Source organism: Klebsiella sp. KE9456, assembly GCF_043832615.1.
Classification (GTDB): Bacteria; Pseudomonadota; Gammaproteobacteria; order Enterobacterales; family Enterobacteriaceae; genus Klebsiella; species Klebsiella indica.
The window spans coordinates 1-13298 of the sequence record NZ_JBDYQK010000048.1; the positions used below are offsets into that span (position 1 = coordinate 1).

10 protein-coding genes are annotated in these 13298 nt (G+C 51.0%); 4 read left to right on the forward strand and 6 right to left on the reverse strand.

Features of this window, described 5'->3' with window-relative positions; translation table 11 throughout:
* The 3 genes from ABK821_RS25060 to ABK821_RS25070 form a co-directional block, all read left to right on the forward strand.
* The coding region (locus ABK821_RS25060; RefSeq protein WP_395034207.1) for a YadA family autotransporter adhesin at nt 1–2368 on the forward strand (2368 nt) is incomplete at its 5' end.
* A gap of 63 nt (nt 2369–2431) precedes the next feature.
* The gene (locus ABK821_RS25065; protein WP_343179160.1) at nt 2432–3211 is read left to right on the forward strand and encodes an OmpA family protein; all 780 of its coding nucleotides are present in this window, start codon (nt 2432–2434) and stop codon (nt 3209–3211) included.
* A gap of 22 nt (nt 3212–3233) precedes the next feature.
* Nucleotides 3234–4211, forward strand: a complete 978-nt coding sequence (locus ABK821_RS25070; RefSeq protein ID WP_343179161.1) for a hypothetical protein — start codon at nt 3234–3236, stop codon at nt 4209–4211.
* 342 nt (nt 4212–4553) lie between these two features.
* On the opposite strand, the gene ABK821_RS25075 is transcribed toward ABK821_RS25070, so the two are convergent.
* From ABK821_RS25075 to ABK821_RS25100, 6 genes are all read right to left on the reverse strand, one after another.
* The gene (locus ABK821_RS25075; RefSeq protein WP_343179162.1) at nt 4554–4994 is read right to left on the reverse strand and encodes a hypothetical protein; all 441 of its coding nucleotides are present in this window, start codon (nt 4992–4994) and stop codon (nt 4554–4556) included.
* A 111-nt stretch (nt 4995–5105) separates the two neighbouring features.
* On the reverse strand, nt 5106–6557 hold the full coding sequence (locus tag ABK821_RS25080) for a DASS family sodium-coupled anion symporter (RefSeq protein ID WP_138363255.1): 1452 nt from the start codon (nt 6555–6557) through the stop codon (nt 5106–5108).
* Nucleotides 6558–6769: 212 nt separating this feature from the next.
* Nucleotides 6770–7933 carry a sugar MFS transporter gene (locus ABK821_RS25085; RefSeq protein ID WP_142501830.1) on the reverse strand — a complete coding sequence of 388 codons (1164 nt, stop codon included), beginning with the start codon at nt 7931–7933 and terminating at the stop codon, nt 6770–6772.
* 28 nt (nt 7934–7961) lie between these two features.
* Nucleotides 7962–9227 carry a hypothetical protein gene (locus ABK821_RS25090; protein WP_343179163.1) on the reverse strand — a complete coding sequence of 422 codons (1266 nt, stop codon included), beginning with the start codon at nt 9225–9227 and terminating at the stop codon, nt 7962–7964.
* A 35-nt stretch (nt 9228–9262) separates the two neighbouring features.
* The gene (locus tag ABK821_RS25095) at nt 9263–10450 is read right to left on the reverse strand and encodes an ROK family transcriptional regulator (protein WP_241675678.1); all 1188 of its coding nucleotides are present in this window, start codon (nt 10448–10450) and stop codon (nt 9263–9265) included.
* Nucleotides 10451–11037: 587 nt separating this feature from the next.
* Complete coding sequence (locus ABK821_RS25100; RefSeq protein WP_308561146.1) at nt 11038–12054, reverse strand: phosphatase; 1017 nt, start codon at nt 12052–12054, stop codon at nt 11038–11040.
* A 96-nt stretch (nt 12055–12150) separates the two neighbouring features.
* Here ABK821_RS25100 and ABK821_RS25105 point away from each other — a divergent pair, with 96 nt between their 5' ends.
* The gene (locus ABK821_RS25105; RefSeq protein ID WP_138363252.1) at nt 12151–12963 is read left to right on the forward strand and encodes a 5'-nucleotidase, lipoprotein e(P4) family; all 813 of its coding nucleotides are present in this window, start codon (nt 12151–12153) and stop codon (nt 12961–12963) included.
* Nucleotides 12964–13298: the final 335 nt, after the last annotated feature.

Here is a 13298-nt window from a genome sequence, read left to right on the forward strand (position 1 = left end):
CAGCCCGGAATTCGCCTCGGCGATCATCGGCGGCACCACCACCCTGGACGGCAGCGGGCTGACGATCAGCGGCGGGCCGGCGATCACCACCGCAGGGGTTAACGCGGGCGACCAGAAAGTCACCCACATGGGGGCGGGGGAGCTGAGCAGCACCAGCACCGACGCGGTGAACGGCTCCCAGCTGTACGCCACCAACACGGCGGTGGAGAACCTGAACGCCGGCGTCGGCGGGCTGCAGAACGATGCCCTGCTGTGGGATGCAGATAAAGGGGCCTTCTCGGCGAGCCACGGCGATACGGCGGTGAACACAATCACCCACGTGGCAGCCGGGGATCTGAGCAGCACCAGCACCGATGCGGTGAACGGCTCCCAGCTGCACGCCACCAACCAGAATGTGACGACCAACACCACGAATATCGCGCAGAACACGCAGAACATCAGCGCACTGGGCGATTCGGTGGAGAACGTCTACACCGGCGGCACGAAGTACTTCCATGCCAATTCAACGGAGGCAGACTCGCAGGCGCTGGGGCTGGACTCTGTTGCAATCGGGACGGGCGCGGTGGCGAACAACGCCGGGGATATCGCGCTGGGCGCGGGCTCACTGACGGAAGCGGCGGTGGGCACCTCAGGGGTGACGCTGCGCGGCACCGACTACGCGTTTGCGGGGGCGAACCCGGCGAGCACGCTGAGTGTGGGCAGTGAAGGGGCGGAACGCACCATCACTCACGTCGCGGCGGGTCGTCTGTCAGAGACCAGCACCGATGCGGTGAACGGTTCGCAGCTGTACGCCACCAATACGGCGGTGGAGAACCTGAACGTCGGCGTCGGCGTGCTGCAGAACGATGCCCTGCTGTGGGATGCAGATAAAGGGGCCTTCTCGGCGAGCCACGGCGATACGGCGGTGAACACAATCACCCACGTGGCGGCCGGGGAGCTGAGCGGCACCAGCACCGACGCGGTGAACGGCTCGCAGCTGTACGCCACCAACCAGAATGTGGCGACCAACACCACGAATATCGCGCAGAACACGCAGAACATCAGCGCACTGGGAGATTCGGTGGAGAACCTGAACGCCGGCGTCGGCGGGCTGCAGAACGATGCCTTGCTGTGGGATGCAGATAAAGGGGCCTTCTCGGCCAGTCACGGGGATACGGCGGTGAACACAATCACCCACGTGGCGGCGGGGGAGCTGAGCAGCACCAGCACCGACGCGGTGAACGGCTCCCAGCTGTATGCCACCAACCAGAAGGTCGATAACCTCGATTATCGGGTAACCAATATCGAGGAGTCTTACACCAATACGGTAATGCCGACCATGCGTTATCTGAAGGTGAACTCGACCGGACCTGATGCAATAGCTAGTGGAACGGACGCTGTCGCCCTCGGTCAGGGTACAGTTGCCAGCGGTAATAACAGCATTGCGACCGGTAATGGTGCGCAGGCTTCCGGGAATGGCGCTATCGCTACCGGTAATAATGCCAGCGTCTCGGGCACCGGCAGCATAGCCATTGGCGATAATGCCTCGGTGACCGCCAGCAACTCTGTGGCGCTGGGCAGCGGCTCCGTTGCTGATCGCGATAACTCGGTTTCTGTCGGCTCCGTCGGTAACGAACGCCAGATAACTAACGTGGCTGCGGGTACGGAAGACACCGATGCGGTGAACGTGGCGCAGCTGAAAGATGCTACCGGCAGTATCACCAATAACGTGACCAATATCAGCAGCGGTAAGGACGGTATGTTCCAGGTGAATAACACCAGCAACTACGCCAAACCAACCGTTACTGGCAGCGATTCACTTGCGGGTGGTGCCGGATCGTCAGCCAGCGGCAGCAACAGCATGGCGGTGGGGACGAAGGCATCGGCGTCTGGTGCAAACTCTGTCGCGCTGGGTAACGGTTCGTCGGCCACGGCCAAAAACTCGGTGGCGCTGGGGGTTAACTCCGTCGCCAGCCGTGAGAATACCGTCTCAATGGGCTATTCCGGTGGTGAACGCCAAATAACCAACGTTGCTGCGGGTACGGAAAACACAGATGCGGTGAACGTTGGTCAGTTGAAGCAGGGCGTCTCTGAATCGGTTAACTACACCAATAAGCAGTTTAACCAGTTGAAAAACATGGTTAACGACCAGAAGAACAAACTGAGCGCCGGTATTGCGGGTGCGATGGCAATGTCCAGCTTGCCGCAGCCTTATTCTCCAGGTGCAAGCATGGTGGGGCTGGGTGGTGGTACCTATCAGGGGCAGTCGGCAATCGCGTTTGGTATGTCCACCATTTCTGACAACGGTAAATGGGTAACGAAGGTGTCCGGTTCCACGAACAGTCAGGGCGACTTCGGTGCTTCTATCGGTGTGGGTTATCAGTGGTAACAGGCAGCAGGAGGCCCCGTCCATAGCGGCGGGGCTTTGTCCCGGATTTTAAAGGAAGAAATGATGATGAAACAGATGAAGTTAGGTTTGCTGGCCTCTGTCTGTGTGGTACTGCTGCTGACAGGATGTACCCAGAGCCTGAGTAACCCCGATGCGGAGGGGAAGACGGCACAGCCAGTGTTCCCCGATAAAGAGTCAGCGATCAGAAGTGAAGGCAGTTACCCGGATGTCGGGGCGCTGGTGAAAATCAAGCCAGGGATGACCAAAGCCCAGGTATATGAGCTGCTTGGCGTCCCGCACTTTAAGGAAGGCGTGATGCGGGTTAAGGAGTGGGATTATATATTCCACTTCCCGACCGCCGGTGGTTCAGAGGTGACATGCCAGTACAAGGTGCTATACGACAGCGATCTGAAAGTGGGTGACACGTACTTCCTGCCGGAAAACTGCCTGGCACAGCAGGCACCGGCGAAGCCTGCCGTCATGCAGCGTGAATTGAATGCTGAAGCCCTGTTTGCATTTGCCAGCGCGCAGTTAAGCGCTCAGGGGGAAGCGCAAATCCGCCAACTGGCGATGGATATTCGCCAGTCCGGTATGGACGTTCGCCGGATAACCATTACCGGCTATACCGATCGCTTCGGTTCCACAGAAGATAATCTGCGCTTGTCGCAGGCCCGGGCGGAGTCGGTGAAGCGGGTGCTGGTTGCAAACGGTCTGCCGGAGAGTGTTATCACTTCTCTCGGGATGGGGAAATCAATGCCACGGGTGCAGTGTGCAGGGAGAAAATCTGCCGCAACAATCGCCTGCCTGGCACCGAACCGGCGTATCACGATAAACGTGCAGTAACATTTTTAAAGAGGATACAGGAATGAAAGGAAAGCTTAAGCGTAGCGCACTAATGGTGATGCTTGCTTCCCTGTCAGCGTCAGGGATGGCGGCGGCAGAAATCCCGTCAGCAGCCACGACAACCACGGTTGCGGTGATATCAATACCGGCATACACGCTGATAACCGATTCGCTAAATAGCCAGGTGCCGAAGGTCAACGGCAAGGTTAACGAACAGGTGATGGGCCTGGTATGTGACCTGGCACGTGGCGATCGCGTTCGCGCGGATATCATTCGGGCGCTGGAAAAAAGCAAAGTGAATGTGGCTGCCGTACCTGTGCAGGGAAGCCCACTCTCCGTTTTAGTCCACGGTAATACCCGCCAGCAGCAGAGCGTGTGCGCTTCATACCTGGCGACATCGCTGTTCAATGCGCCAGATAACCTCCGCTACCGCAGCGTGAAGAAAGAACAGGTTAGCGAAGAGAAGCTGTTACCTGCACCAGCGAAATGGAAGCTGTGGGAAGAGCAAAAAACTGAAACGGTAACCACCGAACGCCAGATTTTCGTCTGGGATACGACGAAATTTGCTCAGGATGTGAAGGTGCAGGTGGCGTTGGCGAAAGCAACGGCCCAGCTGTATGCGCTGCTGGCGACGAATCTGGGTAACCAGCTACAAACGGCAGCGATGATCGATGTGCGCGTAAAGCAGTCGCTGGCGGATCTGGCAGGCGATTATCTGAGTTCAGTACAGCAGATGTATCGTGATACCAGGGAGCAGACCATGACGGTAAATCTGCTGAATGAAACCGGATATGTGGTGTCTGACGGTAGCGGAAATATCCTGCGGCGCAGCGATGCCGGGTTCAGGCTGACCTACCGGGGGATCGAGTGGCTGGGTAGCGGGAAAATTCTGGGTAAGGAATATTTTGTCAATCTCAACCTGCGGGATACCCCCCCCACAAAGGCGGCCAAACCTGAGCGAGAGGAAAAACCGGTGGTTAAAGGGCGCAAAAAATCGTGATGTACTTTGCGAACCATCGGCCGTGTCTCATGAGGTCATATTGACGGAACAATTCGGGTAAGCCGCTTATGATAGGATCAAAAGCGGATGAGCAGGGTATCGTGGGCAATTTCAGTGCAAGAAAAGACACTGAATCCTTTCCAGAGAAGAGAAATCAGGTTAGCATTCATGGTAACGGCAGTTTTGAAGGTTCAGGGTGTGTTTTGGCGAATACAAACCTAAACCTTCTGACTGCCGTTTTCTATTGGTTCACGCTAACCTGCGATGAACCAATAATAAGACTACCTGATGGAATGATTATATGAATTTGATACGCTGAATGTTCTCATTCGGAGTCTTTTTTCACTGCTGCACCAGTAATCCCTGTACAAGGTTCGCTTTTACGATCGTCACTGCTGGGATATGTAACGCCTCCATGAACCCCTGGACTAAAAGAAGACTACTGACATCGGTATCACGATATTCTCCGCGTAATTCTGAGTCTCCCTTCCATACCTGAGATGCTGAGAATTTCTGCAGGCTTGCAATGTCATACGTTTTCATATGAAGCTGTGCGCCCACAGAATAATTATGTACACCGCCAATACCAATTACTTTACGCGTGGTTAATGCCTGTTTCATTGCTGGGGAAATATCATTTATGGCGTAGAAACGCACAAAACGTAATGCGGCATCTCGATAAGAAGCAATAGGGTTAGGGGACGTTACCTGGTGGACATCCTTGCCTTTTGCTACACCAATAATGTAATTCTTCAGGGTAACTGAAGCTAATTTCCCCGTCATCCCTCAGGTTGCTTATGTGTCGGCTTCGCTTGTTGGCATTTAAGCAACCCAAATTATTTAGGCTCTGTATCATCCAGATAAATGTCAGGCCATCTGGAAACTTATTTTTGCCTACCAGAGGCCAATAATTTTCATCCACATTCCGCCGGCTAATAGCCAGATCGCAATAGATACAATGGAAACCAGGAAGCTTATTCCCCACCACTGGCCTGTAGTATTATATCCCGAGCCAAATAGCGCAGGCCCCGGACCGCCTGAGTACTGAGTCAGGCCCATTGAGAGATTGGAAGTATATCCCAGCGTCAGTGCGGCAAGCAGTGGAGGGACGCCAACGGATACCGACACAGCCAGAAAAGCAAGATACATTGCAGAAATATGCGCCATTGCGGAAGCAAAGAAATAGCGGGTATAAAAGTATACAAGTATCAGCACAATGAATACTAACAGCCAGTCAAAGTGACCGACATAGCCGACGATGCCCTTTGAAATCCAGGTTATCATACCATATTTATTCAGCGCATTTGCCATCATGACCAATACGGCAAACCAGAACATAGTATCCCAGGCCGTTTTCTCTTCAATGATATTTTTCCACGACATTATATTAGAGAGAAGCAAAATGACCAGGCCAATAAATGCCGAGAGTGTGGCGGGAATATTGAAAAGAATATCTCCAGCTGTCCACAGAAGGATTAGCAATACAAAATCGAATGCCAGGATTTTCTCTGCAAGTGTCATGGCTCCCATTTTCCGCAATTCTTCACGTGCGATGCCGGGGATTTCTGGTGTCTTTTTTAACTCTGGCGGATATAGAAAATAAAGACACAGGGGAATTATCACCAGCGCAAGTATACCAGGGACGATTGCCCCCAGAAACCAGGTCATCCAGTTAATCTGAATACCCTGACTGAAAGCCAGCTCGGCTATTAATGGATTACCAGCCATCGCGGTAAGAAACATTGCGCAGATGATGGCATCTATTTGAGAAACGCAAATCATCAGAAAAGCCCCCGCTCTCCTGGCGGTAGGGCCGGGTTCTGACTTATAAGCGGAGGCGATAGACTGGGTTATCGGATACATTATACCGCCGCCACGGGCGGAGGCTGATGGGATACCGGGGCCGAGAACCAGATCGGAAAGAGCCAGTCCGTAGGCGACGCCCAGCATGCTATAGCCGCATTTTGAGATGAACCACAGCGCTACCCGTCTCCCTAACCCGGTTTTAATTACCGCGCGGGAAATGAACATGGCTATACCAATAAGCCAGATCGTACCATTTGAAAAACCTGACAGCGCCGTTACTTTTCCTGTACCTCCACCTCCTGAAATAGGGGTAAGGCCGGTTATCGTGGAAATAACCAGCGCTACCATCGTTACGGCACCCATCGGCATGACTTTTAATATGATGGCGAAAATAGTGGCGGCAAATATCGCAAACATATGCCAGGCCAGCGCATCCAGGCCAACGGGTGGCGGGGTAAACCAGATTAATAACCCTGTTATTATTGTCAGAATACCTTTCCATAAAGGAAAAGCGAGTTTTACCTCTACATGTTCATTCATAATTATTTCCCTTTTTGCTTTTTCCTCATTCCTTTCTGAACAAAAAACGGTGTGGATGTTTTGATTAATGTCAATAATTTTCGCAAATAGGACAAAATGGTTAACCGTTTTGTCATGTGACTCGAATTATTTAGGGTATATGGTGAATAATTATGTGAGACCCCCGGCAAAATGGAAAGATTATGCCGGGGGATATCGCTGTCTCACAGCGCTTAGTTTTTTATATTGTCTCTGACAAACAAGGTAAGAATAAAGAAAACTGCGACGAAAGCGATAATCAAGTTAAAGCCCAGAGAGACACCATACATTTGGGATATCTGGCCAATAAGCCAGCCTGCAAAAGCGCCCCCCATTCCTGAGGCGACGTAAATCAGTCCCATGGTTGAACCGCTTTTATCGGTGAGTTTAGTCGCCACCGCAGAGGCTGTAGGGAACAGTACCGACATGGCAAAACCGAACACCATAAACAAATAAACGAATTGGCTGGCGAAGTAGCGGCTGGCAATAATGGCAACCAGCGACAAGAGAGAAAACAGGATTAAAGTATTACGGTCGCCGAGCTTAAGGTTGATAAATCCGCCAATAAAACGGCCGATGGTGAACAGCATGGCAAAACTGGAGATGACATAAGCCGCCGTGACCATCTTGTCTTCCGCGGAAGCGCCAGCAATGTCGAGCGAGCTGTAGAATATAGGGAAAAAGTTAAGGAAAGCGGCTTCGGCAGCGACGTAGAACAGGATAAAACCAATCACCAGCATCAAGCGTTTCTGGCCGAGAATATGCATAAAATCAGAGAGCTGCATGTCCATACCCTGCGCTTTTTCCAGCTTCAGGCTACTGAGCACCAGAATAATGATGGCGACAATAACGGCGATCCCAACATAGAACAGGCGCCATGAGATGTGATGGGAAAAAAGCTGCTGTAAAATCAGCGGAGTGGCGATCATACCAACACCGAACATGGCGTTGGAGACGTTGAACATCATACCGGATTTCTCTTTATAGAAGGTCGGGATGACGGTAATGATTGATACCAGCATCGAGCCGATGCCCAGACCGACAATTAGATAGAAGCCGAAAAACAGCAGCACGCTGAATGCCAGACTGGTTCCGACCAGGCCGACGGCCATCATCAGCGAACCAATCAACATCATGATCTTTAGCCCTTTTTTATCGGTAAAGTAGCCGGTAAGCAGGCTGGCGACCAGAAAGCCTATCTGGAAAAACATGATCAGCGTTCCTATTTGCCCCATGTTCAGATTGATGTCGTGCTGTACCTGCTCAAGTATCAGGCCCTTTGTGTTCTGTATGCCGCCAAGAAGAAACATGGTGACGAACAGCAAGAAAAATACTTTCCATTTTTGTTGGTTAGCCATCGTTGATTTCCCTATGTTAGCCAGTAGGTTATTGGTAATGATTGCCTACGGTGTCGAAAAGTGACTGCTCTGCCCAGCCATAGCAGTAATAAAGCAGATCGTCGCAATCGCTCTGTTCCGCCGCATTAATTGCTTCCAGTAGTGCCGACGGAGGCAAATTCCACATCTGAATTCCGCTGTAAATAAAGGTCCCCGGCTGAGATTTTTCACGGACAAGGTTGTTTTGCTGTTTAACAAATTCGATCGGGAAGCCTTCCGTTTTGAACTGTTGATAGCTGATGTCGTAGGGCAGATTGAACAGGCGCATAAAGGCGCGGAAGGCGCTTTCATGCTGTGCGTCATCTTTGGCGAAATATTCAATGAGCCCCTGAACGTCCGCGCCGCCGCCGAGCTTGTGGTAGGGGAAATGCTTCAGCGCTTTGGCAGAGCGGGTGAGGGCCTGATAATCCTGACCTAAAATCCAGGCGTAGGCTGGCGGCCAGAGATCGAGCCATAGCTCGTTACGCCCGGCATCTCTGTCGCCAATTCCGGACAGCAAGTTCTGTACAAAGCGGGAGATGCTATGCTGGCGGAACGCCATCCAGCGTTGCAGCAGTTCGTCATTTAATAGCGCATCGACAGTGGCGTCATACTGGCCCGACCGCATTTGAAACGCCAGCGTCTCCAGACGTACGCGTACTGCATCTACATTAATACCGACCCGGGCCATTTCATTTTGACAGTGCGGGCAGAAGCAGGTGAATAACCCTCTGGGGCTGACGTTCTTACCTGCCCAGTCGGGATAGCGGATGCGGTCAATCAGGAAAGTTGAATAACCGTACTGTGCTTTGATTGCGCTGAACGTCGTTATCCAGAGCTCAATAACGTCCGGTCCGTTAGGGCATAGCCAGTGTTCAACCGGGTTGCCGCGAAAATCGATCACCTGATTGTTTTCGATCTGTCCGGCAAAGTCGCCATTGAGAATGTTAACCCACGGGATCACCTTATACGGGCTGTTATCGGTTGCCCGCTTCAGATCCTGAAGAGGATCTGAACCAGCAAGAATAGTGGGATCCACGCGCTGATGCAGACGCTGTGGTGGCATGTCGAGTCTGGCATGCAGTGTGGCAGTACCTTGCACAAACTCATGCTTAGGATTGTGCGGCAGCCGGCCAGTAGGATAGGGGTTGCGTTCAAAGATGGTATTGACCTCGACGAAGAGGTGATCGACGCCGTTCATTTTGTTAATGCGTTCAAGTATTGGATCGACGCCTTCATCAAGAATATCGTGTGGGTGAAGATGGATTCCGGCCATAGAATGCTCCTTTTGTTCTGGCTGCGGGTTAATCTTTATATAAGTTGTGTGTCAGGCATAAATTGAATTGATGGGTAGACCGCATGGAGCGCCAGCATAGCTATTCCATATAACGGTGCTTTTTCGTTTAATTCGGAAAGCTCAACGGATACCCTGGTGTTGGCAAACAAATGCCTGTCGAGATTGGCCTGTACCCGTGGCATAAAGAGTGCTGCGGATTGGGAGACACCTCCCGTGAGGATGACCTTTTCAAGGTTGGCAATCGTCACCATGTTGAGAATGCCGATGGTTAAGTAATCTGCCAGCTCTTCTAACAACATGGTTGGCAAAGTTTCACCTTTGGCGGCGGCGGTGAGTATTTCATGGGCGTTCATGTTTTTTCCGCTAAGCGCGGACATTCTTTCCTTGAGCCCGGAACCGGAGCAGTAATTCTCGAAGCAGCCTTTATTTTTCCAGTTCTGGTTAAGGTGGCTACGTTCAAACAACATATAGCCAATTTCACCCGCCGCATTATTGATACCCCTGATAATTTTTCCATCCATGAGTAGCGCTGAGCCCAGGCCGGTGCCAATACCAATAAGCGCGGCGCTATGGACATGCCGACATTTTCCTCTCCACATTTCGCCAATCAACGCGGCCCGAATATCATTTTCCAGTACGACCCTGATATTCAGACGCGCGGTTAATTCATCGGCAAGCGGAATGTTGTCCCACTCCGGCAGGTTAGGGGAACCTTCGAGTACCGTTCCGCTGCGATAGTCAACGATGCCCGGTGTTGCGACGCCGATGACTTTCAGCTTGTCACGAGGTATATGTTGCTGTTCGATAAATGCATGAATACTGGCACTGAACAGGTCGAGAAATTCCCGACGCGTTGCGACGTCATAGGTCGATTCCTGCTGCCGGGCCAACAGTTCTGCGTTGAGGTTAAAGAGTGAGAAGGTGATTTTCGTTCCACCTAAATCAATGCCAATGCCTAGTCCATGGTTGGGATCGAAGTTAACCAGGATACCTTTGCGCCCAAGGCCGCCGTCTTCGCTTACGCCACTTTCATAGATAATTTTCTCTTCCAGCAGATCGCTAACGATGTCTGAAATCGTTGCTTTAGTTATTCCGGTTACTTTGGCTATCTGCGCGCGAGAAAGGGGAGAGTTCTCGCGGATAACGTTGAGGACCACTGAGGCGTTCATTTGTCTTAATGTATTGGGAAGATTCAGCTTCAAAGTCTCATTCCTTTTAGTTTTTAAAGTAAACTAATTTGTCAATAAAATGTCCTGTAAACTCGTTTTATTTACACTATCGCCTTTTTTAACGGCTTATAAAGCGTTATTTTTGGTTATATAGTTTGTTTTGTATATTTTATGGAGGAGATCACAAAATGTGACGGATGAGACGAGTGTCAGTAGGATGTGGGTATATCCGCTCGCATGAAACGGAGCGGGCATCAGCGTGCGCAACCCTTTGTAAGGCCATTGGGCAGAAGGCGGGGGAAGGATGAAACCATGAAAACGCTCCAGACTGCTCAGGTTCCGGCTTTATCCTGCCCGCCGGGCGGCCATAACAATGCGTGGGTAATCCTCCCGAAAACCGGTGCATAACCGTCGGTTTTTCCGGTTACGGGCCAGATACGCTAAAAAAATCCTTTAGCACTTCTGGACGTTTTTTACAGTGACGAAGTCGCGATTAGTTGCCTGGCCAACGGAAAATCTGAAACGCTCCGGATATCTGTTATCGGGATAGTTGGCCTGTCCGGAACGTTTCATATCATATTACGCCCGCATATCAATCTGGACGATTCGGGCTTTTTTCACTACTGCACCAGTAATCCCTGTACGAGATTTGCTTTTACGACCGTCACTGCGGGAATATGCAGCGCTTCCATAAACCCCTGGACTAACAGAAGATTGCTGACATCCGTATCACGATATTCGCCGTGTAACTCAGAGTCTCCCTTCCATACCTGAGATGCTGAGAATTTTTGCAGACTTTTAATGTCATAGGTTTTCATATGCAGCTGGCTTCCCACAGAATAATTATGTACGCCGCCAATGCCAATTACCTTACGCGTGGTTAATGCCTGTTTTATTCCTGGGGGAATATCATTTGTGGCATAGAAGCGCACAAAACGTAATGCGGCATCCCGATAAGAGCCAATAGGGTTAGGTGAAGTTACCTGATGGACATCCCGACCTTTTGCCACATCGATAATATAATTCTTCAGGGTAACCGAAGCTAATTTCCCCTGATAAATCTCCGGCTGCCATTTATCATGTTGCTGATTCCATGTCGTCATTTGCATTGAGCCCCCGCCAATGTCCCAGACGACAATCTGATCGTTATTAACGTGCTCAGTTAACATACTTTTTGCCGATAAAAATCCAAGCTCGGCTTCCTGTCGCTGAGTAATGACCCGCAGATTGACCGGCACGGCCTGGTTAAATGCAGCAATAACCTGTGAACCATTAGCCGCATTACGGAAAACGGCGGTTGCCACACCATTAAACCGCACGGGATGAAAGCGCTGCGCCTCCTCATACAATCCCTGCAATGCCGCTTTCCCTTGCGACTGAATTGCCGGGCTGAGCATGTTGTCCGTTGACTGACTCAGGTTCTGGTTAAAACCCACCGGACGTTGATCCTCAAACAGAACCTTGTTGATGTGCTGTCTGCAGGTATCAACCTCCGCCACTAACAGCTTAGTGGTTCCTGAGCCCATATCAATCCCGGCCCTGACTTCCTGACAACGTTGCGCCTGAACGGAGAAACTTGCGGCTAATAAAATGGTCATCGCCCATACATCAGTGCGATGCATTAACTTCTTTTTCATGTTACGTTTCCTGTATGTCCACTTTGTATATCATCAGTTATTCAGTGCTGATTTCGGTGGCAACATGTTCGTCATTTCACAGGGAAATAAAGATCAATGTATAAAAAAAAGACCACACTTGCGCTTAGTCTGTTAATCGTTAGCAGCCTGAGCGGCTGTGCCAATTTAAATCATAAACATAATACAGCAGAACTGACCAGCCAGAGCGTGATGGCGGTGAACTGGCTTCAGACTTCCGGGGAGTACCGGGCTCTGGCGTATCAGGCATTCAACAGCGCCCGGCTTGAATGGGACTCGGTGAGCAAAAAGCCAACGGACAAATACGCGGTAATCGTCGATCTGGACGAAACCATGCTGGATAACAGCGCATACAGTGCCTGGCAGATTAAACACAACCAGCCCTATTCCGATAAGACATGGTCACAGTGGACACAATCCAGACAAGCGTTGGCCGTTCCCGGCGCAGTTGAATTCGCCCGTTACATTTCCCGGCATAACGGGACCATTTTTTACGTATCGAACAGAGCTCAGCAGGACTTTACCGCAACCATCGAAAACATGCGCCAATTGGGGTTCCCTGATGTGAATGAAAAGACTGTTCTCCTGAAAACAGACAGTTCAAACAAGCAGGCCCGCTTCAATAGCATCGCTGCGGAAGGTTATAACGTTATCATTTATATCGGCGATAATCTTAACGATTTTGGGTCCGCCACCTATCACAAAGCATCAGCAGAACGGCGTCAGTTTGCGGAAGATAACCAGAAGTTGTTCGGTACTCGTTATATCATCCTGCCTAATCCTATGTATGGTGACTGGGAAGGCGCCTTGACTCCCGGATACTATAAATTGTCGGCCGGAGAGCAGTTGCAGGCTCGTCAGAACGCGCTTCGGTCATGGTCCGGTAAGTGATCTTTTATCCCCCGTATGATTCGCGGGGGACTTTTATATAATTGCTTTTATTTTTATCTATCGTGCCAGAGGTGACATGTGGGCTGGCAATAACTTGCCCCATCCCCGAACCTCGTCACTTAGCGCCAGTGCAGGCGCTGTTCAAAAACACCTGCAGCGTTTTTGTCCCGCAACTTGATTAGCACAACTGGATGGACTGATCGTGATATAAGTTGTATTAGCTCAGACCTGATCTGACAGTTACCGGTTATTTATACAGGTATCTGTCAGATTACATCTGGCTTAAATTTTTCTCAGCCCAGATGCGTTTTCCATCAAGTAACGTTTCTATTGGC